We start from the raw sequence: 22506 nt of genomic DNA on the forward strand, positions 1-22506 counted from the left end.
AATGGAGGGTATGTAAATGTGTCAAAAAGGAGAGATTATAGCTCTAATCTCTCCTTTTTGTGATGTTTTTCGGTCTTTTCTATTTGGTTTGTACTTGTTTCATCACCCGGAGGAAATTTCCACCCCATATCTTGGCGATGTCTGTTTCTGTAAATCCATGTTCCAGCAGACGGACGGTGATATTGATGAAATCATTGTCCCCATTGCATCCTTTGACCCCGCCTCCACCGTCGAAGTCCGAGCCAATGCCCACGTGGTCTATGCCTGCCACTTCAACCATGTGCAGCAGGTGTTTCATGAAGTCCGTAAGGTTGGTTTTCTTGGCATCCGGGTTCAGAAACTCGTCTACCAGGCAGGCTTGAGCCACACCGCCATGTGCGGCAAGGGCGCGTAGCTGTTCGTCGGTCAGATTGCGGTCGTGTCTGTAGATGGCGCTTGCAGAGGAGTGGGAGACTATGACCGGTGCTTTTGAATATTTCAGTACATCCCAGAAGGTGCTTTCGGCTGCATGGGAAAGGTCTATCATTATTCCCAGCCGGTTCATTTCTTTCACCACTTTTCTACCGTAAGGACTTAAGCCGTTCCAACGGGCAGTCGTGTCCGAAGAACTGTCGCAGATGTCATTGTTGCGGGTGTGGCAAAGGGTGATGTAGGTAACGCCTGCATCATGGAAACGGGTGATATTCTTCAAATCCTTGCTGATGCCGTATCCGTTTTCGATGCCAATATAAAAGGCTTTCTTTCCTTCGGTCTTGAGCCTGGACAAATCATCGGGCGTGCGGGCTATGGCACATTGCTCCCCGTTCATCTCCACTTGTCGGTAGATGTGGCGTATCAACTCATCCACTCGGTCAATGGCTTTCAGACTGTTCTCTTCATCGCACGGGCCTTGACGCACCCAGCATGCCAGGTATTGTCCATCCAATTTTCCTTCTCGCATCTTGGGCAGGCAAACCTGCGTTTTTTCGCGCGTACCTATATTATAGGAAACGTCAAAATCAAGTGGGGTGTCTGTATGCGTGTCGAGGGAGAGGATGCGGCGATGAATCTCTTTGGCATGCCGGTAGGTAGCTGCCTTTTGAACCAGAAAATAGAAGAATCTGGCAGAGATGCTGTCGCCTGCCGTAGCCAGAGCTTCGGGATGGAATTGCACACCCCATATCGGATATTCGTGAGAAGACTCTATAGCTTCGGGAATACTGTCTGACGACCAACCCGTTACGCTGAATCCCGGGGCAACTTGCTTGACCGCCTGGTGATGGTGAGTATTGGTGAAAAGTTGTGTCTGTCCGGTTATGGATGCCATGGCAGAACCGGGAGTGAGGTGGACGGTATGAGTTGGTATACTGCTCGGTTCCTGCTGCTGGTGGCAGACAGTGGTGTCGGGATGCTGGGTAGGGATATCCTGATAAAGGGTTCCGCCGAAAGCTACATTGATTAACTGTTCTCCCCGGCAGATGCCAAACATCGGAATGTTACGCCGGGTAGCCAGGCGGATGAGTGCCATGTCGTATACATCACGCAGGGAGTCCACCTCTCCCAGCTGTTCGATGGGCGATTCATTGAAATAGGAAGGGTGGATGTCTCCTCCTCCTATCAGAATGATACCGTCCAGCCGGTTGGCAATGTCTGTCAAGACAAGGCTATCGGTAGTGATGGAAATCAGTATAGGTGTTCCACCTGCCTGGATTACAGACTCGGTATACGTCATCTGTGTGGATGAGCTTCGGCCCGGATGTGAGCAGGAAATGCCGATGAGAGGGGCTTTCCTGGTTGTTTTTTGGTTGGACTGTCCCATTGCCAAATATGGACATAGAACGAGCAGTGTTGTTAACAGTAGTTTGTTCATGGTTTTCGGGGGGGATTCTTTTTCCTGCAAAGTTATAAGAAATATTTAAGCCGTCCAAGAAGTTGGATGACTTGTGAATTCGGGCAGTTTATTGGCAGAAGAACATTATATTCTTTGTTGGTGGAGGAAGTGTGTTATATAACATGCTTCCCGATGTTGCTTTTCTTTGAATTAATGCCTAATTTGCGCCTCACAAAAAGTTAACGGCATCATCGTATGTCAGGTTATTCACTTAAAATCTTAATATATCATGAAAGTATATCAGACGAATGAAATTAAGAACATTGCCCTCCTTGGCAATGACGGCTCGGGTAAAACCACTCTCACGGAAGCGCTGCTCTTTGAGAGTGGTATTATAAAACGTCGCGGCAGGATTACTGCCAAGAATACAGTCAGCGATTACTTCCCGGTGGAGCAGGAATACGGCTATTCTGTGTTTTCCACCGTTTTCCATGTGGAGTGGAACGGCAAGAAACTGAATATCATTGACTGCCCGGGTAGTGATGACTTTGTAGGGGCTGCCATGACGGCGCTCAACGTTACAGATACTGCCATTCTGCTGCTGAACGGGCAATACGGTCCCGAGGTAGGTACGCAGAACCATTTCCGCTACACCGAGAAACTGGGCAAACCGGTTATTTTCCTGGTAAACCAGCTTGATAATGAAAAGTGCGATTATGATATGGTGCTTGAGCAGTTGCAAACCATATACGGTCCGAAGGTGGTGCCCGTGCAATATCCGCTGGCTACCGGACCGAACTTCAATTCGTTGATCGATGTACTTTTGATGAAAAAATATTCGTGGGGACCCGAAGGTGGCGCTCCCATTATTGAAGAGATTCCGGCCGAAGAAATGGAAAAGGCTACAGAACTGCACAAGGCTTTGGTAGAAGCTGCAGCCGAACATGACGAAGGCCTGATGGAAAAATTCTTTGAGCAGGACTCTTTGACAGAAGACGAAATGCGCGAAGGTATCCGCAAGGGACTGGCTTCACGAGGTATGTTCCCGGTATTCTGCGTCTGTGCCGGCAAGGATATGGGTGTACGCCGTCTGATGGAGTTCCTGGGTAATGTGGTGCCGTTTGTGGACGAAATGCCACCGGTGCACAATACACGCGGTGAGGTGGTGAAGCCGGATTCTAACGGACCGACTTCCTTGTATTTCTTCAAGACTGCCGTTGAGCCGCATATCGGTGATGTTCAATACTTCAAGGTTATGAGTGGTAAAGTGCACGAAGGTGATGATTTTACCAATGCAGACCGCGGTTCCAAGGAACGCATCGCGCAGATTTATGCTTGTGCCGGTGCCAACCGTATCAAGGTAGAGGAAATGGTAGCCGGTGACATCGGCTGTACAGTGAAACTGAAGGATGTACATACCGGCAATACATTGAACGGTAAGGGCTCTGAAAACCGTTTCAACTTCATTAAATATCCGAACTCCAAATACTCACGTGCTATCAAGCCGTTGAACGAGTCGGATACAGAAAAGATGATGGTTGCTTTGAACCGTATGCGAGAGGAAGACCCGACATGGGTGATAGACCAGTCTAAAGAATTGCGTCAGACTATTGTACACGGACAAGGTGAATTCCATTTGCGTACCTTGAAGTGGCGTCTGGAAAACAATGAAAAACTGCAAATCAAGTTTGAAGAACCGAGAATACCGTATCGCGAAACGATTACCAAAGCTGCCCGTGCGGATTATCGCCATAAGAAGCAGTCGGGTGGTGCAGGCCAGTTCGGTGAAGTTCATCTGATTGTTGAGCCTTACTACGAAGGCATGCCGTTGCCCGAAACCTATAAATTCAATGGTCAGGAGTTCAAGATGAACGTCAAGGGTACCGAAGAAGTTCCATTGGAATGGGGTGGCAAGCTGGTATTCGTCAATAGTATTGTGGGTGGTTCCATTGATGCACGTTTCATGCCGGCCATCTTGAAGGGTATCATGTCACGTATGGAGCAGGGACCGTTGACTGGTTCGTATGCTCGCGATGTACGTGTCATCGTATATGACGGAAAAATGCATCCGGTTGACTCCAATGAAATCTCCTTTATGCTGGCGGGACGGAATGCGTTCAGCGAAGCGTTCAAGAATGCAGGCCCGAAGATTCTGGAACCCATTTATGACGTGGAAGTATTTGTTCCGTCGGACAAGATGGGTGATGTGATGGGTGACTTGCAGGGACGCCGTGCCATGATTATGGGTATGAGCAGCGAGGCCGGTTACGAAAAACTGAGTGCTAAGGTGCCTTTGAAGGAAATGTCATCCTACTCTACGGCACTTAGCTCACTGACTGGTGGACGTGCTTCGTTCATCATGAAGTTTGCCAGCTATGAACTCGTTCCGAGTGATGTGCAGGATAAACTGATTAAGGAATTTGAGGCAAAGCAAGCTGAAGAATGATTTTCAGGGGTTGGTAGTTTGGCTGTTGTAACTACCGGCTGCTAATATAACAATTGTTAAAGCCGTTGTTACTTCATGGCAAGTAATAACGGCTTTTTTCATTAACGTAGATTAAGAACATGCAGAATTGTGAATTGAATGATTAATTTTTTATTAAATTTGCAAACCAAAGGCTTGTGTTTTTGTTATAATGCTCATAATACAACCTAAAAAATGGTCTTCGGTTAATTTACGAGAACGTCCGGTTAAATCAGGTTAATTGGTTAGGAGTGTTAATTAGGGAGTGTTAATTTTGTGACTATGAAAAAGTCAACTATATGGATATTAGGTGTTGTTATGGGGCTTTCCTTCCTTAGTTTGCTGTATCTGCAGATAAGCTATATTGAGGAAATGGTGAAGATGCGTAACGGACAATTTGATGAATCGGTGAAGCGTGCGTTGATGGCTGCTTCGAAAGAGGCAGAGTCCGCAGAGGTTGTGCGTTGGCTGAATGAGGATATCTCCGAGGCAGAAAAGAAGGCGTGGGAACAATCGCAAAGCAGTAGCGGAGTGATGCGTACCCAGCGGTTTGTGATGACAGCTCCGGATGGCAGTGTCCGTTCTTCGGTGGAATTGAAAACTTTCAGTAACGAGCCTTCTGAATTGCCAAGAGCAATGATTTCACGCAAACACGGAGCAAAAACCATTCCTCAGACTTCACGCTCGCAGATAGAGATGCTTAAAAACCGCTATCTTTACCAGCGTGCATTGGTGGACGAGGTGGTGTTGCAGATGGTATACAATGCCAGCGACAAGCCGATTGAGGAGCGTGTTAATTTCAAAAGTCTGGACCAGTATCTAAAAGCAGGTCTGATAGAGAATGGTCTCGGTGATATGGATTATCACTTCAAGGTGATAGACCGGGAAGGTCGGGAGGTATACCGTTGTGCGGATTATAGCGATGCAGGGAGTGAAAGCTCTTATTCGCAGCCATTGTTTTTGAATGACCCACCAGCCCGTATGAGTATCGTCAAGATACATTTTCCGGGAAAGAAGGATTATATCTTCGATTCGGTCAGGTTTATGATACCGTCGATGATATTTACTTTTGTACTGCTGGTGACGTTCATCTTTACGATTTACATCGTATTCCGCCAGAAGAAGCTGACGGAGATGAAGAATGATTTCATCAACAATATGACGCACGAGTTCAAGACGCCGATATCGACGATTTCTCTGGCGGCACAGATGTTGAAAGACCCGGCTGTGGGCAAGTCTCCGACTATGTTCCAGCATATATCGGGTGTCATCAACGATGAAACGAAGCGCTTGAGGTTCCAGGTAGAAAAAGTGCTTCAGATGTCGATGTTTGACCGTCAGAAGGCTACTTTGAAGAATAAGGAACTGGATGCCAACGAGCTGATAGCGGGTGTTATCAACACGTTTACACTGAAAGTGGAGCGTTATAATGGAAAGATTGAATCGGAGCTTAAAGCTACCAACTCTGCCATTTTTGCCGATGAGATGCATATCACCAATGTGATTTTCAATCTCATGGATAATGCAGTGAAGTATAAACGTCCGGATGCGGATCTGCAACTGACGGTGAAGACTTGGAATGAGCCTGGCAAACTGATGATTTCCATCCAAGATAACGGCATCGGCATCAAGAAGGAGAATTTGAAAAAGATATTCGAGAAGTTCTATCGCGTGCATACAGGTAATCTGCACGATGTGAAAGGCTTCGGCTTGGGACTGGCTTATGTGAAGAAGATTATCATGGATCATAAGGGAACTATCCGGGCAGAAAGTGAACTGAACGTAGGAACTAAATTTATTATTGCATTACCTTTATTAAAAAATTGATTGATATGGACGAGAAACTGCGTATTTTATTGTGCGAAGATGATGAAAATCTTGGCATGCTTTTAAGAGAATATTTACAGGCAAAAGGTTACGCTGCCGAGTTATATCCCGATGGAGAAGCAGGATACAAGGCTTTCCTGAAGAATAAATATGACTTGTGTGTGTTTGATGTGATGATGCCGAAGAAAGACGGATTCACACTGGCACAAGAAGTGCGTGCGGCCAATGCCGAAATACCTATTATCTTCTTGACGGCAAAAACATTGAAGGAAGATATTCTGGAAGGTTTCAAGATTGGTGCCGATGACTACATCACCAAGCCCTTCAGTATGGAAGAGCTGACTTTCAGAATTGAAGCTATCCTGAGACGTGTTCGCGGAAAGAAGAACAAGGAGAGCAACATCTATAAGATTGGTAAGTTTACATTCGACACGCAGAAACAGATTCTGGCGACTGCCGAGAAGCAGACTAAACTGACCACCAAAGAATCCGAACTGCTGGGCTTGCTTTGTGCACATGCCAACGAAATTCTGCAGCGTGACTTTGCGTTGAAGACTATTTGGATTGATGACAACTATTTCAATGCACGTAGTATGGATGTATATATCACAAAGCTTCGTAAGCACCTGAAAGAAGATGATTCGATTGAAATCATCAACATTCACGGAAAAGGATATAAACTGATTACTCCGGAAGCTGAGTCTTGATGAGACTCGGCTCCTCTGGGGGAGAGAAAATAAAAAAGGCGGTTTGCATGTATATGCAACCGCCTTCTTTATTTCTTTTCTTTTGATATTAGTCGACAATTCTCTTGTTGATGACAATGTAGGAAATCAATCCCACTACAACCAAAACGGCAGAACTGCCCAAGATGGCATTGTTGTTAACATTGCCGGTAAAAGAACATGCAACCAGGATTACAGCTCCTATTACGACTAATATCAATCCCAGATTTTTTAATAAGCCTTTCATGTGTGTGTATTTTAATTAGATTATTATATTCTTTCGTATTCTTGTCACAAAGAAAAGCATAATTCTTTAACAAGCGAAATTATTTTTGCAAAAAATCCATATTTTAATAAAGAATGGAAGATGAGGAATGAAAAATGACGCTTCATCCCCTTGTTTTCTCCTCCCTTAATCTCTAATCCTTAACCCCTAATCCCTATATCTTAGTCCTTCGTATTGAAGAAAATCTTCCTCAGCACCTCCTGGCTCACACTGAGCTCTTCGATGGTGATGCCTTTCAAGGCTTCTTTGAGGGTCTGGTTGGCAATGACGCGCGCGCGTTCTTCCAGCTCCTTGCCGTCCTTGGTCAGATGTATCAGATTGGTTCGGCGGTCTTTCTTGTCCGATATGCGCACGACGAGATGCTGACGCTCCATATTGTCTATCAAGCGCGTCATGCTGGGCTTGTCTTTGAAAGTTGCATTACACAACTCTTGTTGCGTCACCCCGTCCTTTTCCCATAAGAAGATGAGGACGGTCCACTGTTCCGGAGTAATCTCCAAACCGTTCTGGCGGAAGTTGCGGGACAGCTTTCGGTTAATGGCAGCCGACACTTTACCGTTCAGTATGGCAAAGATAAGGCGGATATCAAAGTTGAATTGCTCTATCATGAAATTATTGTTTAAACAACTTTGCAAAGATAGTGCAAGCCGAAGACAATTCCTATATCCCTACACAAAAAAACATTAAATGTTTGTAGTTCAAAATAAAATGTCTACCTTTGCACCGCATTTTTAAAACGAATAATTTATTTATTTAATTAAACGAGTATGAATCAATACGAAACCGTTTTCATTTTGACTCCCGTTTTGTCTGATGTTCAGATGAAGGAAGCGGTAGAAAAATTCAAAGGCATCCTTACTGCTGAAGGTGCTGAGATTGTAAATGAAGAAAACTGGGGACTGAAGAAGCTGGCATATCCTATCCAGAAGAAGTCAACCGGTTTCTATCAGCTGATTGAGTTCAATGCAGAACCTACTGTCATTGAGAAATTGGAAATAAACTTCCGTCGTGATGAGCGCGTTATCCGTTTCTTGACTTTCAAGCAAGACAAGTACGCTGCTGAATATGCTGCGAAGAGAAGAAGTGTTAAATCAACTAAAAAGGAGGATTAATCATGGCACAACAAGTTCAATCAGAAATCAGATATTTAACTCCGCCCTCAGTAGACGTTAAGAAGAAAAAATACTGCCGTTTCAAAAAGAGCGGTATTAAGTACATCGACTACAAAGATCCCGAATTCTTGAAGAAATTCTTGAATGAGCAAGGTAAAATCCTTCCGCGTCGTATTACCGGTACTTCTTTGAAGTTCCAACGTCGTGTAGCTCAAGCTGTGAAGAGAGCACGTCACTTGGCGTTGCTGCCCTATGTAACTGACATGATGAAATAATAGGAGGAGGAAAGTATGGAAATTATATTGAAAGAAGACATCGTAAACTTGGGTTATAAGAACGACATCGTAACAGTAAAGTCTGGTTACGGTCGTAACTACCTCATCCCGACTGGTAAAGCTGTCATCGCTTCACCGGCTGCAAAGAAAATGTTGGCTGAAGAGCTGAAACAACGCGCTCACAAGCTGGAGAAAATCAAAAAGGATGCTGAAGAACTGGCTGCTAAGCTGGAAGGCGTATCATTGAAGATTGCTACTAAGGTTAGCTCTACTGGTACTATCTTCGGTTCTGTTGGTAATATCCAGATAGCTGAAGAGCTGGCTAAATTGGGTCACAACATCGATCGTAAGATTATCGTTGTTAAGGACGCAGTGAAAGAAGTGGGTAACTACAAGGCTATCGTTAAGCTGCACAAGGAAGTTTCTGTAGAAATTCCTTTCGAAGTAGTTGCTGAAGAAGCATAAGAAAAGACTTCATAATGATAAGGAAGCCCGGTTCTGATAAAGGACCGGGCTTTTCTATGTTCGGAGCGTATGTGTGTGGGCTTATTGAGGGATACGTAAAGCTGCGGTTTACGCATGCTGACATAGAGGTTTACGCGCGCGGTATAGAGGTTTGGCAAGAATACTCTTGTGTCTCTTTACGAGGTTACTAATGCAAAAAAGAGCATACCCACTCAGGGGTATGCTCTTTGCCTTATTGTCAGTCAACAATTTTTTAGTTTCTTGGCAATGCTTCTTTCACTACCATCTGGCGGCCTACATATTCTGCTCCATTCAGTTTGTTGATTGCTTGTTGGGCTTCAGCAGCTTCGGGCATCTCTACGAAGGCAAAACCTTTTGATCTGTTTGTATTACGGTCCATAATCAGTTTTACTGACTCTACTGTTCCATACTCTTCCATTACTTGTCTCAAATCTGATTCCCTAACGTTGTAGCTAAGGTTTCCAATGTACATATTCATAAAATACAAAAATAAAAAATTAATAATTCAATAAAGGAGTCTTAGGAAGTTGTAGTCAGAAATGAAAATTCTCAATGTGGTTAATCGAGGAGAAACATAATGAAAAGCAGATCGTAATAAACCTCTTATTGTTTTGTTGATGCAAAGTAACGGCTTTTATTTGGTATATGCACTATACTTTATCGTTTATCTGCCGTATAATATCCTTTTTTGTGAAATAAGACCAAGACTTAACAATTGGAAGGGAATAGAAGGGGAGGATAGGGTATAAAAAAAGTCTGGTGTGCTTATATGCACGTCAGACTTTCAATTCTCTCGAGTGTTGTACTGAAAATTATTCAGCTACAACAGCTGCGCTATCTACTGCTACAGTGTCAGCTGCTGCGGCTGCTGCTGCGGCTTCAGCTGCTGCTGCTTCTACAGCTGCGATTGAGTCAGCGATACGAATAGAATCTGCAGTTGCTTGTTCAGCGTTAGCTGCTTTGTTGCCACAAGATGCGAAAGATACTGCTACGATAGCTGCAGCCATCAAAACTAATTTTTTCATTTTCTTTACTTTTAAAACGTAATACAATCAATTGCTTTATTAAAACGTTGCAAAGGTATGTACTTTTTGAATATGTTGTTCTCGAAACCCCAACTTTTTTTATATTTTTTTTGGAGCTTCGGCTGTTTTTATCCCTATCTATATGTTTTACAACATATTAATCTTCGGCAATGCTGTTGTATAAGTATCTCTTGATACTTCTTTTGGGCGTTTTCTCAAATTCAGTCGGATAAAGTTGGATTTGGCTTACTTTTTCATAGGCTGCCACACTATTATTCAGATTTTTGAGATTCTCATCCATAATGGTTTTGAGGTTGTCCGGCTGGTTCAACCCTAAAGAATCCAAGGCTTCATAGTCGGCATAAACCAGTGCTACCAGTCTTTTATTCCGTTCGATGACAAGACTTTCCAGAACGAAAGGCATGTTGTTGAGCCGTGCTTCTATCTCTTCGGGGAAGATATTCTGTCCACTGGAACTGAGAATCATGGTCTTGCTGCGTCCGCGTATGTATAGGTTGTTGTCGTCGTCCAGTGTACCCAAGTCGCCGGTGCGAAGCCATCCGTCTTCGGTGAAGACTTCTTTGGTGGCTTCGGGGTTTTTGTAATAACCCGTCATCACGTTCTCGCCACGTACTTGTATTTCGCCGAGTTTGTCGTCCGGGTTTTCCTTGCAGATACGGGCTTCCATGATGTCGAGTACCCGTCCGGAGGAAGTCGGGACGAATTCATTCCAGGGAGCATAGCTGATGAGAGGGGCACATTCAGTCATGCCGTAGCCGATGGTGAAGGGGAACTTGATGCGGTGGAAGAATTCTTCCACTTCCGGGTTCATGGCTGCGCCTCCTATGATGACTTCCTTGAAACGTCCGCCCAGTGCGTCAATCAGTTTCTTGCGGATTTGCCCGTATATCTGTCCGTCGAGCAAGGGAATGCTGAGCGCCCATTTCATGGTCTTTTTGTTGATGATGGGCTGTATGACATTCTTGTATATCTTTTCAATGACAAGGGGGACGGTGATAATCAGGTTGGGTTTCACTTCCTCGAAAGCTTTCATCAGAATCTTTGGGGAAGGCACTTTTCCCAACAGTGTGACGTGTGTGCCGACGGCCGTGGCGGTAAGGAAATCGAATGCGCAGCCGTATGCATGTGCCAAAGGCAGGAAAGAGAGCACTTTGTCCCCTTTCTTCAGCAGCTCGGTACGTATGCCGAAGGTGACGTTGCCGGCCAGGTTGTTTCCCGTCAGCATGACGCCCTTACTGAATCCGGTGGTGCCCGAGGTATAATTCAGCAGCATGACCTTGTCGTTGGAAAGGTCCGTGTAAACGATGTCTTCCTTACGGAACCCGTTCGGGTAGGTCGCTTCCATCTCATCGCCCAGATGCTTGAGGAAACGCTGGATGGTTTCGCCGTCCCGCTGATACAGACAGCGGAAGTCGCTCAGCGAGAACACACCGCGAAGTCCAGTAAGCCGTTCTTCTTCCAGATGTTCCCAAATGGCATCGCTGGTGAAGAGGAACGTTGATTCGGAGTGGTTTACGATATGATGGACATCATTGGGGTTGAAGTCTTGCAGAATGGGGACTACGATACCACCGTAGGTGATGGTGGCCATATAGGCGATGCACCAGCGGGCATTGTTCTTGCCGATGACGGCTATCTTGTCGCCGCGGCGCAGTTGGCAGTACTTGAAAATAAGATGCAGTCTGGCTATTTCTTGTGCCACTTCGCCATAAGTATAGCTCTCGTTTTCTCCATAGTTGGTATAGCAGGGGAGGTCCCAATTCTCGCGGAAACTATGCTCGTATAGTTTGATAAAGTTCTCTTGTATCATTGCACAAATTTTAGTTGAGTGTGCAAAAGTAGGAAAAATAGATTAATAATGTATATATTTGCAGCATAAATGTGTTTATAAGCTCATGATAGATACCAATATATTTCAAGATAAGACGGCGGTTTACTATACGTTGGGGTGCAAACTGAACTTCTCGGAGACCTCTACTATCGGTAAAATTTTGCGGGAAGCGGGCGTACGTACGGCGCGCAAGGGTGAGAAAGCGGATATTTGTGTAGTGAATACCTGCTCGGTGACGGAAGTGGCAGACAAGAAGTGCCGCCAGGCCATCCACAAACTGGTGAAGCAACATCCGGGTGCATTTGTCGTGGTGACCGGTTGCTATGCCCAGCTGAAACCGGAGACGGTGGCAAAGATAGAAGGTGTGGACGTCGTGCTGGGAGCCGAGCAGAAGAAGGACCTGCTCCACTACCTGGGCAATCTGCAGAAGCACGAGACCGGCGAGGCCTACACTTCCGCTTTGAAGGATATACGTTCGTTTGCCCCGTCTTGTTCGCGTGGCGACCGGACACGCTTCTTCCTGAAAGTGCAGGACGGCTGCGATTATTATTGTTCCTATTGCACCATTCCCTTTGCCCGCGGACGTAGCCGTAACGGCAGCATTGCTTCTATGGTGGAGCAGGCCAGCCAGGCGGCTGCCGAAGGTGGAAAGGAAATTGTATTGACCGGCGTCAATATCGGAGACTTCGGCAAGTCTACCGGTGAGACTTTCTTCGACTTGGTGAAGGCGCTGGACGAGGTGGAAGGCATTGAGCGTTACCGCATATCCTCCATCGAGCCGAATCTGCTGACAGATGAAATCATAGAATACGTGTCCCGTTCCCGGCGTTTCATGCCTCATTTCCATATACCGCTGCAGTCGGGCAGTGACGAGGTGCTGAAGCTGATGCGACGCCGTTACGATACCGCCTTGTTTGCCTCGAAGATAAAGAAGATAAAGGAAGTGATGCCCGATTCCTTTATAGGGGTAGACGTGATTGTGGGTACCCGTGGAGAGACGGAGGAGTATTTCGGGCAGGCTTATGAGTTTATCAAGAGCCTGGACGTGACGCAGCTCCATGTCTTCAGCTATTCGGAGCGTCCCGGCACGCAGGCCTTGAAGATAGACCACGTGGTGGCACCCGAAGAAAAGCACCGCAGGAGCCAGCAATTGCTGGAGCTTTCGGACGAAAAGACCCGTGCTTTTTATGCGCGCCATATCGGGCAGACGATGCCGGTGTTGCTGGAACGTCCCAAACCCGGACTGCCGATGCACGGCTTCACTCCCAATTATATCCGTGTGGAAGTCCCTCATGATGCTGCCTTGGACAACCAGCTCGTGTCTGTGCGCCTGGGCGATTTCAATGCCGACGGCACCGCACTCTTGGGAGTAATGGAATGAGGAATGCCGCCTTTGCAACAAATAACTCATAACTTATAACTCATAACTGACGAAGTGAAATCAAAAATTGTCTATTGGTTGACTTATGCGGGCATGTGGCTTGTGGCACTTCTGCCTTTCCGGGCGCTTTATGCATTGTCCGACGGGCTGTACTTCCTGATGCGCCACGTCGTGCATTATCGGAAGAAAGTCGTTCGCCGCAACCTTCGCAATTCCTTTCCGGAGAAGTCGGAAACCGAATTGATGGAGATAGAGCGCAAGTTCTACCATTATATCTGCGACTATATGCTGGAAGAGGTGAAGATGCTGCGCATGTCTTTCGAGGAGCTCTGCCGCCGGATGAAGTATGATAATAAGGAAGAATACCTTGCCATGATAGAGAAGCATGGAGGCATTGTACTGTTGATTCCCCATTATGCCAATTTTGAGTGGATTATAGGCATGGGGGCCATCATGCATCCGGGCGACATCCCGGTGCAGGTGTACAAACCGCTAAGCAATAAGTATCTGGACGAGATGTTTAAGCATATCCGCGCCCGGTTCGGAGGATACAATGTGGCGAAACATTCCACGGCACGCGAAGTGATAAAGCTTCGCCGTGAAGGCAGGCGGATAGCCATCGGCCTGATTACAGACCAGTCGCCCAACCGCAGCGAGGCCCATTATTGGACCACTTTCTTGAATCAGGACACCGTGTTCATGGATGGCGCCGAGCGCATTGCCAAGCTGATGGACTTCCCCGTCTTTTATTGTGAATTGGAACGGACATCCAGGGGATATTGCAAAGTGCTCTTCGACTTGGTTACCGAAACTCCCAAGCAGACGGCGGATGGCGAGATAACCGAGTGCTTCGCCCGTCGTCTGGAGCAGACCATCCGGCGCGAACCGGCTTATTGGTTCTGGTCTCATAAACGCTGGAAAAATAAACGAAAAGAAGCTGTGCAACATGGATAAGATTGCTGTTGTCATATTGAATTGGAACGGATGTGATATGCTCCGTTCCTTCCTTTCCTCTGTTGTGCGTTTTTCGGAGGCGGATGGTGCTGTGGTGTATGTGGCGGACAATGGCTCTACGGATGCTTCTGTGGCAATGCTCCGTCGCGAGTTTCCTTCTGTGCACTTGATTCTGCTGGAAGAGAACCACGGTTTTGCCGACGGATACAATCTGGCATTGAAGCAGGTGGAGGCAGAATATGTAGTGCTGCTCAACTCCGATGTAGAGGTCACCGAGCACTGGCTTGTCCCGTTGGCAGAGTATATGGATGCCTATCCGGAGACGGCCGCTTGCCAGCCGAAGATACGCAGTTGGCGTAACAAGGGGCAGTTTGAATATGCCGGAGCTGCGGGAGGTTTCATCGACCGCTATGGCTATCCCTTCTGCCGCGGCCGTATTATGGGCGTGGTAGAAGAGGACAAGGGGCAATACGACACGGTGATACCCATTTTCTGGGCTACGGGGGCGGCTCTGTTCATCCGTCTGGCAGACTACCGGGAAGCGGGTGGGCTGGACGGACGTTTTTTTGCCCACATGGAGGAGATAGATTTATGTTGGCGGCTTCGTGCCCGTGGCAGACAGTTGGCATGTATACCGCAGAGTGTGGTATTTCATGTGGGAGGGGCCACTTTGAAGAAGGAGAATCCGCGCAAGACCTTCCTCAATTTTCGTAATAACCTTGTCATGCTTTATAAGAATCTGCCGCAGGAGGACTTGGCGTCCGTGATGCGTGTACGTGCGGTGCTCGATTATGTGGCTGCGTTCAGTTTCATGCTGAAAGGCCAGTTACCCAATGCTTTGGCCGTATTCCGTGCGCGCCGTGCCTACCACTCCCTCCGCACTTCATTAGCAGCGTCCCGCAAAGAGAATCTGAAAAAAACTACGCTTGCCGTAATACCGGAACGGACAAAAAACAGTATATTGGCGCAGTTTTATCTGCATGGAAAGAAATTCTTTTCCCAATTGTAGGAACTGTTGCCTTTTATAATTGTTCAATCTATTAAAGGTTTTGAATTATGGAAAAACTAGTTAGAAAAATCGGATTAGTGGCACACGACGCCATGAAGAAAGACCTCATCGAGTGGGTACTGTGGAACTCGGAATTGCTGATGGGGCATAAATTCTATTGTACGGGCACCACGGGTACCCTTATCCTCGAAGCCCTCCGGGAGAAACATCCTGATGTGGAGTGGGATTTCACTATCCTTAAATCCGGTCCTTTGGGCGGTGACCAGCAGATGGGCTCGCGCATTGTGGACGGAGAGATTGACTATCTTTTCTTTTTCACCGACCCGATGACCCTTCAGCCGCACGATACGGATGTGAAGGCGTTGACCCGCCTTGCCGGTGTGGAGAACATCGTGTTCTGCTGCAACCGCAGTACGGCAGACCATATCATTTCCAGCCCGTTGTTTGTCGATCCAACGTATGAACGCACTGTTCCCGATTACAGCAACTACACCAAGCGGTTTGCAAATAAGCCGGTGGTGGCCGAAGCGGTGGAATCGGCAAAGAAGCGGAAACGGCAAAAATAAGGATGAAACTCGGTTCTACTGGGCATTCTTAATCTATCGCTACCCTTCGTTCATGGACAGCCCACACTGGTGCGATAGCCCACCCTTGCCGTTTGAAGTCATAGAGTTGCACAATAATGGTGTTGGTGAATCTGCCCATTCTATGTCGTTGAGGTATTGGTAGGGGAAGCGGAACTCTGTGAGGTTTATTTTCAATAGTTCATTCCTTCTGAAGTCTGCATAGTTGTATGGGTTTGTAAAGTCGTAAGGGGTGGGCAGGTAGAGGGCATTTCTTCAATGAAACTCGGAGCTGTATTTGATAGCAAGCGGCCGGTAGCAGGAAGAGAGCGACGATGGGGAGTAATGCCAGTCGTTGTATAGCGTTTCTCATTGACTTTTTGTTGATGATGGGGCAAAGGTACGGAATATTGGTATCAATGGTTGTATTCTACGGCAGAAAAGTTGCTGCATGCTCACTGCAGAACTTCTGTATACATTTTGCAGTGCTACTGCATATCTGTTGCAGCGTTACTGCAAAGCTGTTGCAGTACTACTGCAAATATATGTGCAGTGTTACTGCAAACCGTTTGCAGCGCCACTGCAAAAAGCATGCAGTGTCTTTGCAGTGGGAAGTGCCTGTGTATCAATAGTGAATGGGGTGATTCGGCAATCTGTCATTCTCCGCGGCGTTGGCATATTTCCACTCCTGCAGCCTCTATATCCGCGCCCATCGGTGGATTGCGCTTTGCCAGCTTGAGGGTTATTTCCTCTATCTGTGGGAAGTCGCGGAACAATCGGTTTATAATTCGCCCGCATACATGTTCCAATAGTTTGGAAGGAATGTCCATCTCTGCCTTCACAGCTGTATGTACATCGGCATAGCTCACGGTGTCGGCTACGTCGTCCGTTTCTGCCGCACGCCGGATATCAACTTGCAGGCGCAGGCTGACGGTAAACTCATTGCCTACCACGGTTTCTTGTTCGCCCACGCCGTGATGGGCGAAGAAGCGAAGCGTGTCAAGGAAAATATAACTGGTCATTACTTGTAGATTGTTTTCTGCAAACTTACTGATATTTTGTGGTACGGGCAAATCAGTATCCGGTTATTACGATTCAGGCTGTGGATTGTATTCTGTAAAATATAAAAATAGCGCGAAATTGTTTTTTATAGAATACAATTATGTGAGGGTCGGAATAAACTTATCGAACTATTTTAGGCACGGAATTATACGGGTTATCACGGTTGCTTTCAATATTATCCGTGATTGTCCATGTAATCCGTGCCTAAAATAATACTTTGCTAAGAATCCTTTCTTATCTTCCGGTGCTTTCTATCATGCACCTTATTTTCTCGTTCAAGCTTTCTGCCTTCATCAGTTGTTCCAGTGTCAGGTGCATGCGCCAGCGCCAGTAGTGCCGCGGGTTGGCAGGAATATTGATGCGTTCTTCCTGCACGTTCGGGTTGCGCCATTTGCCGTCCATGGACATCCAGTCTTGCAGGGAGAGGATGCAGAGGATGGAGTTGCTATGGAGGTGATTGCGAACCACTTCTTCGCAGAGCTCCGGCGTGGCCGTTGCCGGTGCGGCACCGTAGTGCCCGAGCATGGTGTTGTAGTAACGCTGCGTCTGTTGGAAGTCTTCTTCCCACCAGCCGCGCAGGGTAGACATGTCGTGCGTGGAGATGGTGCAGACCGAACGGTATGGATACCAGTCTGTGTGGCCGAATTCTTGTTTCGGGTCTTTCGGCATACGTTGTATCTCCAGGGAAAGGATACGCAGGTCGTTCATCACCCATGCCACGCAATCGGGAATCATGCCTAAGTCCTCACCGCATACCAGCATGCGCGTGGACTGTGTCAGTTGCGGCAGTTTCTTCATGGCTTGCTGTCCCCAGAAGTCGTTGTGGCGGTGATAGTAGTACTGGTCATACAGCCGGTTGAAGGCAGCCTTTTCCCAATCGTTCAGTGCGCGGTAGATGTAGTCGTGCTGCACGCCGATGCGCGGATGGTATTCGTGCGGATTGTTGCGGTCGGGCACGAACAGCACATCGCTGATAAGGGCGTAAAGCCCGTCACGAATCCAGATGCTGTCATCGTCCGTTTTTCCGGCAAAGTAGGCTTCCACCTTGCGCTGGGTGTCGAACTCGGGACGCATGCGGTAAACCTCCCACGTGTCTGTCGGCTCTATGAAGGTCTGTTTCACATAGTCTGTATGCGGGCCGAAGATTTGTCCGAGGAAGTACTCATGGATATAGGGCTTCAGGAAGAAGTCTTCGCGGAATGCCAGCCCGTAGCTTTCTATCTCCTCGCGCGTCATGGGCAGGGCGGGGACGAATTGTCCCAACAGCCCGTGTACGGCGTGCATCGGTATCTCCCAAATGCGGAAGAAGCCGAGGATGTGGTCTATGCGGTAGGCATCGAAGTATTCTGCCATTTTGTGGAAACGTTTCATCCACCAGGCATAACCGTCTTTTTCCATGACATCCCAGTTGTAGGTGGGGAGGCCCCAGTTCTGTCCGTTCACGGAGAAGTCGTCGGGCGGTGCACCGGCTTGGCCGTTCAAGTTGAAGTAGTGGGGTTCCTTCCAGGCTTCCACACTGTTGCGGCTGATGCCGATGGGGATGTCGCCTTTCAGCACTACGCCGTTGGCGCGCGCATGTTCGGTGGCGGCAAGCAGTTGCAGGTGCAGATTGAACTGGATGTAGTAGTAGATGGCAATATGCGGATAGTCGGCAGAGTCCGGCCGGCACAATGTCTCTATCTCCTTGGCATCGTAGGTGGCATACTTGGGCCACTCGCGGAAATTCGGGGTCTTGTAGGCATCACGCAGGTAGCTGAAGACGGCATATGGCTGCAACCATTCCTTGTTGGCTTCGTAGAAATTACGGAAAGCATCCGATGCCAGCACCTTTTCCCCTTCCTGCTTGAAGATGAGGTGGAAGTATTCCCACTTTGTCTTGTTCACAGCTTCGTAGTCCACGGCGGGCAGGGCATTCAGTTCCTTCTGGCGTTTGTTGAATTCGGCCATCACCTTCTTGTCCTTCAAGCTGCCCAACTGCTTCAGGTCGGCGTACATGGGATGGAAGGCATAGATGGAGATGCTACTGTAAGGGTAGGAGTCTGTCCAGGTATGCGTCATGGTAGTGTCGTTGATGGGCAGAATCTGCACCGCCTTCTGATTGGTGGCAACTGCCCAGTCAATCATGCGCTTCAAGTCGCCGAAATCGCCTACACCGAAGCTTTTCTCGGAGCGCAGGGAGAATACGGGTACGGCTACTCCGGAACCTTTCCATGCAGGAAGATTGAAGTATACATAACGGTCGCCGACAGCCAGCGTTTCGTTGGCGGCTATCTGCGGGTCGGCCATATAGCGGTTGGGATTGTTCTCCCAGGCCACGGCACGGCGCTCTTTCTTGTTGTAAAGGACGAATTTATACTCTAGCGGGAAGCTGATTTTGCCGGCATCCACTTCTACCTGCCATTCGGGGAAGTCGATGTCGCTCATAAGGGCAGCTTTGTCCGGGTTCCAGTCACCCAGCGCCTTCTGGTTTCCGCAGAGTGCCAGGCAATGGTCACTGTCTATGCAGGGGGCGTACGCCTTTATCAGCAACCCCTTTTTGTAGCTTTTCGGGGCGGCACTGCGTTCGCGATGCGCCAGCAGGGATTCTGTGAAAGCGGATGTATAAAAATACTGCTGCTCGGGCAGATTCTTCCAACAATCTTCTATGCGGTAAACTTTCTTCGGATTGTCTGCAACGTGCAGGATGCGTGGCAGGCTGTTCCACTCTGTCCGTATGGTTCTGCCATCTCGATAGATGTGGTAACTGTATTCGACGCTTCCATTACCGGGAATCTGGATATCCACTTCCGCGGTCCAGTGAATGCCGTCTACAGTGTGCAGGGGGGTGGCTTTGTTGGGCTGGTTGTTGCCAAGTTCCGGGATGGAACCCAGGACTCTGACTTCTTCACCCCAGCTGGTGCGATACTCGATATTGAATATTAGTGTCATATTATATTAGATTTAGAAATAGCAATAGCTGCAATGATTATGCAAGTATAGAAATTATTCCTCATAATCATGCAGCTACCGTTATCTAAGTCATTTAAATTCCTATGCAAACGTTTGTGCTTGCCGTGGGATTATCCACAGCGGGAAGCTCCGCACGTCTTGCAGATGAGGCAACCTTCTTGGTAAACCAGTGTTTCGTTGCCGCAGTTGGGGCATTTCTTGCCTTTGGCTTCCGTGCCGTCCTGGATGTATTTCTTCAGGGCGCGTTCCACACCGTTCTTCCAGGTGTTGATGTTTTCGCTGTCCAGTTGCAGTGAACCTACCAGCTTGATGACCTGCTCGATAGGCATGCGATAGCGCAATACACCGGAAATCAGCTTGGCATAGTTCCAATACTCTTTGTTGAACTTCTCGGACAGGCCCTCGATGGTGACTTTGTATCCACGCTTGTTCTCGAACTGGAAGTCGTAACGCTTGTTTCCGTGCTCATCCACATTCTTGATGATGTGGCCCGACACCACATTCTTCGGCAGGATGATGCCTTCGTCATCGTCCAGCACACCGGTGAATATCTCGTAGGGATGATTGTCCAGCAAGCCGACGAACGCCACCCATTTCTCTTTGTTGTTTTGGAAACGGACAACGTCTGCATCCAATATTCTGGGACGAGTTTCAACGACCGTAGGCGGTTTGCATGGAGGAAGCTCGGACTTCTTGTCGCTCTTGGTAGAGATGAGCACACCGGAACGCGAACCGTCGCGGTAAACCGTACAGCCCTTGCAGCCGGATTTCCATGCTTCTACATACAGACGGTTCACAAGGTCTTCGTCCACGTCGTTCGGCAGGTTGATGGTTACGCTGATGGAGTGGTCCACCCATTTCTGGATACGTCCCTGCATCTTGACTTTCATCAGCCAGTCCACGTCGTTGGAGGTTGCTTTATAATAAGGTGATTTCTCTACCAGGGCATCCACTTCTTCCTGCGTGTAGCGTTTGGCGGGGTTGTATCCTTGAGCTTCCATCCAAGTCACGAACTTGGGGTGGAACACGATATATTCTTCAAAGGCATCCCCGGTTTCGTCGATGAAGTCCACATGAACGTTCGTATCGTTGGGATTCACTTTGCGGCGGCGCTTGTACACGGGCAGGAATACGGGCTCGATACCGGAGGTGGTTTGAGTCATCAGGCTGGTGGTGCCGGTCGGGGCGATGGTCAGACAGGCAATGTTGCGGCGTCCGTACTTCTTCATCTCCTCGTACATTTCCGGGTCGGCTTCACGCAGGCGGTTGATGAACGGGTTGTTCTTTTCGCGTTCTGTGTCGTACACCTCGAATGCGCCGCGCTCTTTGGCCATTTCTATGGAGGAGCGATAGGCGTTGAGTGCCACCGTCTTGTGTACTTTCTCCGAGAACTCGGTTGCCTCTTCAGTACCGTAACGCAATCCCAGGGCGGCAAGCATGTCGCCTTCTGCCGTGATACCTACACCGGTACGGCGGCCTTGGGCGCTTTTCTTGTAAATCTTCTGCCACAAAACGCGTTCTGTATGTTTCACGTCTTCGCTTTCGGGGTCGGCATCTATCTTGCTCATGATGCGCTCTATCTTCTCCAGTTCAAGGTCGATGATATCGTCCATGATGCGTTGGGCCAAAGCTACATGCTTCTTGAATAGCTCAAAGTCAAAGTAGGCGTCCGGCTTGAACGGATTGACCACGTATGAGTAAAGGTTGATGGCGAGCAGACGGCAGGAGTCGTACGGGCACAGTGGAATTTCGCCGCATGGATTGGTGGATACGGTACGGTAGCCCAGGTCTGCATAGCAGTCGGGCACGGATTCCTTTAATATGGTATCCCAGAACAATACACCGGGTTCTGCCGATTTCCATGCATTGTGCACAATCTTTTTCCATAATGCGGATGCGTCAATGTCTTTTTGAAATGCCGGCTCTGTGGCGTCAATCGGATATTGCTGTGTATATGGTTTGCCTTCGATGGCGGCCTGCATGAAGTCGTCGGTCAGTTTTACGGAGACGTTGGCTCCGGTCACTTTGCCCTCAGTCATCTTGGCATCGATGAAGGCTTCCGAGTCGGGGTGTTTGATGGATACGCTGAGCATCAGTGCGCCGCGGCGTCCATCTTGAGCTACTTCGCGTGTAGAGTTTGAATAGCGTTCCATGAAGGGGACCAAGCCGGTGGAGGTCAGTGCCGAGTTCTTTACCGGTGAACCTTTCGGACGGATATGGGATAAGTCGTGTCCCACGCCGCCACGGCGTTTCATCAGCTGTACTTGTTCTTCGTCTATCTTGAAGATGGCACCATAAGAATCCGCTTCGCCGTCCACACCGATAACGAAGCAGTTGGACAGAGAGGCTACCTGATAGTTGTTCCCGATTCCGGTCATCGGGCTTCCTTGCGGAACAATGTACTTGAAGTGGTCGAGCAAGCCGAAAAGTTCCTCTGAACTTAATGGATTGGGGTACTTGGCCTCAATGCGGGCTACCTCATTGGCTATCCGCCAATGCATGTCTTCCGGAGACTTTTCGTAAATATTTCCGAAAGAATCTTTGACTGCATATTTGTTTACCCAAACTCTGGCAGCCAACTCGTCGCCTTGGAAGTATTTTAAAGATTCTCCGTAGGCTTCGTCATAAGAATAATTTTTCTTTTCCACAATGTTGTATCTCTTAGGATTAGTTACAAATAAGTAAAGTTGTAGAAGTTGTACTTATCGTTAACAAATGTATTTGCA

At 47.9% G+C, this 22506-nt stretch carries 20 protein-coding genes; 10 read left to right on the forward strand and 10 right to left on the reverse strand.

Annotated features, from left to right (window positions below):
- Window positions 1-79: 79 nt before the first annotated feature.
- Entirely contained in the window at window positions 80-1849 is a 1770-nt protein-coding gene (locus tag DW947_RS04975; protein ID WP_117887776.1) for a gamma-glutamyl-gamma-aminobutyrate hydrolase family protein, read from the reverse strand.
- Between the two features lie 250 nt (window positions 1850-2099).
- Between DW947_RS04975 and DW947_RS04980 the strand changes: the two genes are divergently transcribed.
- The 3 genes from DW947_RS04980 (at window position 2100) to DW947_RS04990 (ending at window position 6808) form a co-directional block, all read left to right on the forward strand.
- Window positions 2100-4256 carry an elongation factor G gene (locus DW947_RS04980; RefSeq protein WP_005830172.1) on the forward strand — a complete coding sequence of 719 codons (2157 nt, stop codon included), beginning with the start codon at window positions 2100-2102 and terminating at the stop codon, window positions 4254-4256.
- 300 nt (window positions 4257-4556) lie between these two features.
- A complete protein-coding gene (locus tag DW947_RS04985) occupies window positions 4557-6101 on the forward strand; it encodes a sensor histidine kinase (protein ID WP_005830174.1) in 1545 nt (514 codons plus the stop codon).
- A 5-nt stretch (window positions 6102-6106) separates the two neighbouring features.
- On the forward strand, window positions 6107-6808 hold the full coding sequence (locus DW947_RS04990; RefSeq protein WP_005830176.1) for a response regulator transcription factor: 702 nt from the start codon (window positions 6107-6109) through the stop codon (window positions 6806-6808).
- Between the two features lie 88 nt (window positions 6809-6896).
- Here the strand turns inward: DW947_RS04990 and DW947_RS21530 are convergent, their stop codons facing one another.
- Window positions 6897-7073, reverse strand: a complete 177-nt coding sequence (locus DW947_RS21530; RefSeq protein WP_005830181.1) for a hypothetical protein — start codon at window positions 7071-7073, stop codon at window positions 6897-6899.
- Window positions 7074-7273: 200 nt separating this feature from the next.
- Complete coding sequence (locus DW947_RS04995) at window positions 7274-7720, reverse strand: MarR family winged helix-turn-helix transcriptional regulator (protein WP_005830183.1); 447 nt, start codon at window positions 7718-7720, stop codon at window positions 7274-7276.
- 159 nt (window positions 7721-7879) lie between these two features.
- Here DW947_RS04995 and rpsF point away from each other — a divergent pair, with 159 nt between their 5' ends.
- Genes rpsF through rplI form a run of 3 tightly spaced genes read left to right on the forward strand, consistent with a single transcriptional unit; the run spans window position 7880 to window position 8964 of the window.
- Complete coding sequence (gene rpsF / locus DW947_RS05000) at window positions 7880-8224, forward strand: 30S ribosomal protein S6 (RefSeq protein WP_005657357.1); 345 nt, start codon at window positions 7880-7882, stop codon at window positions 8222-8224.
- Window positions 8225-8226: 2 nt separating this feature from the next.
- Window positions 8227-8499, forward strand: coding sequence for a 30S ribosomal protein S18 (gene rpsR, locus DW947_RS05005; RefSeq protein ID WP_004288442.1), 273 nt, complete (start codon window positions 8227-8229; stop codon window positions 8497-8499).
- Window positions 8500-8514: 15 nt separating this feature from the next.
- Complete coding sequence (gene rplI, locus DW947_RS05010) at window positions 8515-8964, forward strand: 50S ribosomal protein L9 (RefSeq protein WP_005830185.1); 450 nt, start codon at window positions 8515-8517, stop codon at window positions 8962-8964.
- A 253-nt stretch (window positions 8965-9217) separates the two neighbouring features.
- Here the strand turns inward: rplI and DW947_RS05015 are convergent, their stop codons facing one another.
- From DW947_RS05015 to DW947_RS05025, 3 genes are all read right to left on the reverse strand, one after another.
- Complete coding sequence (locus DW947_RS05015; protein ID WP_005830186.1) at window positions 9218-9463, reverse strand: RNA recognition motif domain-containing protein; 246 nt, start codon at window positions 9461-9463, stop codon at window positions 9218-9220.
- A 334-nt stretch (window positions 9464-9797) separates the two neighbouring features.
- Window positions 9798-10010 carry a hypothetical protein gene (locus DW947_RS05020; RefSeq protein WP_005833237.1) on the reverse strand — a complete coding sequence of 71 codons (213 nt, stop codon included), beginning with the start codon at window positions 10008-10010 and terminating at the stop codon, window positions 9798-9800.
- A gap of 157 nt (window positions 10011-10167) precedes the next feature.
- Window positions 10168-11841, reverse strand: coding sequence for a long-chain fatty acid--CoA ligase (locus DW947_RS05025; protein ID WP_008664099.1), 1674 nt, complete (start codon window positions 11839-11841; stop codon window positions 10168-10170).
- A gap of 85 nt (window positions 11842-11926) precedes the next feature.
- Between DW947_RS05025 and mtaB the strand changes: the two genes are divergently transcribed.
- Genes mtaB through DW947_RS05045 form a run of 4 tightly spaced genes read left to right on the forward strand, consistent with a single transcriptional unit; the run spans window position 11927 to window position 15772 of the window.
- Window positions 11927-13243, forward strand: coding sequence for a tRNA (N(6)-L-threonylcarbamoyladenosine(37)-C(2))-methylthiotransferase MtaB (gene mtaB / locus DW947_RS05030; RefSeq protein ID WP_005830199.1), 1317 nt, complete (start codon window positions 11927-11929; stop codon window positions 13241-13243).
- A 54-nt stretch (window positions 13244-13297) separates the two neighbouring features.
- Window positions 13298-14197, forward strand: coding sequence for a lysophospholipid acyltransferase family protein (locus tag DW947_RS05035; RefSeq protein WP_057252971.1), 900 nt, complete (start codon window positions 13298-13300; stop codon window positions 14195-14197).
- Entirely contained in the window at window positions 14190-15206 is a 1017-nt protein-coding gene (locus DW947_RS05040; protein ID WP_009037929.1) for a glycosyltransferase family 2 protein, read from the forward strand. Before DW947_RS05035 ends, DW947_RS05040 begins: the two co-directional genes overlap by 8 nt.
- Before the next feature lie 47 nt (window positions 15207-15253).
- The gene (locus DW947_RS05045) at window positions 15254-15772 is read left to right on the forward strand and encodes a methylglyoxal synthase (protein WP_005830204.1); all 519 of its coding nucleotides are present in this window, start codon (window positions 15254-15256) and stop codon (window positions 15770-15772) included.
- Between the two features lie 39 nt (window positions 15773-15811).
- Here DW947_RS05045 and DW947_RS21720 read toward each other — a convergent pair whose 3' ends face one another.
- The 4 genes from DW947_RS21720 to DW947_RS05065 form a co-directional block, all read right to left on the reverse strand.
- Window positions 15812-15967 (reverse strand): hypothetical protein, encoded by a 156-nt coding sequence (locus DW947_RS21720; RefSeq protein ID WP_165853734.1) that lies wholly within the window; start codon window positions 15965-15967, stop codon window positions 15812-15814.
- 458 nt (window positions 15968-16425) lie between these two features.
- Complete coding sequence (folB, locus tag DW947_RS05055; RefSeq protein WP_009037931.1) at window positions 16426-16791, reverse strand: dihydroneopterin aldolase; 366 nt, start codon at window positions 16789-16791, stop codon at window positions 16426-16428.
- Window positions 16792-17065: 274 nt separating this feature from the next.
- Window positions 17066-19759 carry a 4-alpha-glucanotransferase gene (locus tag DW947_RS05060; protein WP_009037932.1) on the reverse strand — a complete coding sequence of 898 codons (2694 nt, stop codon included), beginning with the start codon at window positions 19757-19759 and terminating at the stop codon, window positions 17066-17068.
- A 131-nt stretch (window positions 19760-19890) separates the two neighbouring features.
- Window positions 19891-22428 carry an adenosylcobalamin-dependent ribonucleoside-diphosphate reductase gene (locus DW947_RS05065; protein ID WP_009037933.1) on the reverse strand — a complete coding sequence of 846 codons (2538 nt, stop codon included), beginning with the start codon at window positions 22426-22428 and terminating at the stop codon, window positions 19891-19893.
- Window positions 22429-22506: the final 78 nt, after the last annotated feature.

The organism is Bacteroides sp. AM44-19 (assembly GCF_003603395.1).
Classification (GTDB): Bacteria; Bacteroidota; Bacteroidia; order Bacteroidales; family Bacteroidaceae; genus Bacteroides; species Bacteroides uniformis.

Coding starts and splice junctions, on each gene's coding strand:
- DW947_RS05020 (WP_005833237.1), bottom strand. CDS start 10,010: ATGAAAAAATTAGTTTTGATGGCTGCAGCTATCGTAGCAGTATCTTTC.
- DW947_RS05045 (WP_005830204.1), top strand. CDS start 15,254: ATGGAAAAACTAGTTAGAAAAATCGGATTAGTGGCACACGACGCCATG.
- DW947_RS05060 (WP_009037932.1), bottom strand. CDS start 19,759: ATGACACTAATATTCAATATCGAGTATCGCACCAGCTGGGGTGAAGAA.
- DW947_RS04985 (WP_005830174.1), top strand. CDS start 4,557: ATGAAAAAGTCAACTATATGGATATTAGGTGTTGTTATGGGGCTTTCC.
- rpsR (WP_004288442.1), top strand. CDS start 8,227: ATGGCACAACAAGTTCAATCAGAAATCAGATATTTAACTCCGCCCTCA.
- DW947_RS04990 (WP_005830176.1), top strand. CDS start 6,107: ATGGACGAGAAACTGCGTATTTTATTGTGCGAAGATGATGAAAATCTT.
- DW947_RS05015 (WP_005830186.1), bottom strand. CDS start 9,463: ATGAATATGTACATTGGAAACCTTAGCTACAACGTTAGGGAATCAGAT.
- DW947_RS05025 (WP_008664099.1), bottom strand. CDS start 11,841: ATGATACAAGAGAACTTTATCAAACTATACGAGCATAGTTTCCGCGAG.
- folB (WP_009037931.1), bottom strand. CDS start 16,791: ATGACCAGTTATATTTTCCTTGACACGCTTCGCTTCTTCGCCCATCAC.
- mtaB (WP_005830199.1), top strand. CDS start 11,927: ATGATAGATACCAATATATTTCAAGATAAGACGGCGGTTTACTATACG.
- rpsF (WP_005657357.1), top strand. CDS start 7,880: ATGAATCAATACGAAACCGTTTTCATTTTGACTCCCGTTTTGTCTGAT.
- DW947_RS05040 (WP_009037929.1), top strand. CDS start 14,190: ATGGATAAGATTGCTGTTGTCATATTGAATTGGAACGGATGTGATATG.
- DW947_RS21530 (WP_005830181.1), bottom strand. CDS start 7,073: ATGAAAGGCTTATTAAAAAATCTGGGATTGATATTAGTCGTAATAGGA.
- rplI (WP_005830185.1), top strand. CDS start 8,515: ATGGAAATTATATTGAAAGAAGACATCGTAAACTTGGGTTATAAGAAC.
- DW947_RS04995 (WP_005830183.1), bottom strand. CDS start 7,720: ATGATAGAGCAATTCAACTTTGATATCCGCCTTATCTTTGCCATACTG.
- DW947_RS04975 (WP_117887776.1), bottom strand. CDS start 1,849: ATGAACAAACTACTGTTAACAACACTGCTCGTTCTATGTCCATATTTG.
- DW947_RS04980 (WP_005830172.1), top strand. CDS start 2,100: ATGAAAGTATATCAGACGAATGAAATTAAGAACATTGCCCTCCTTGGC.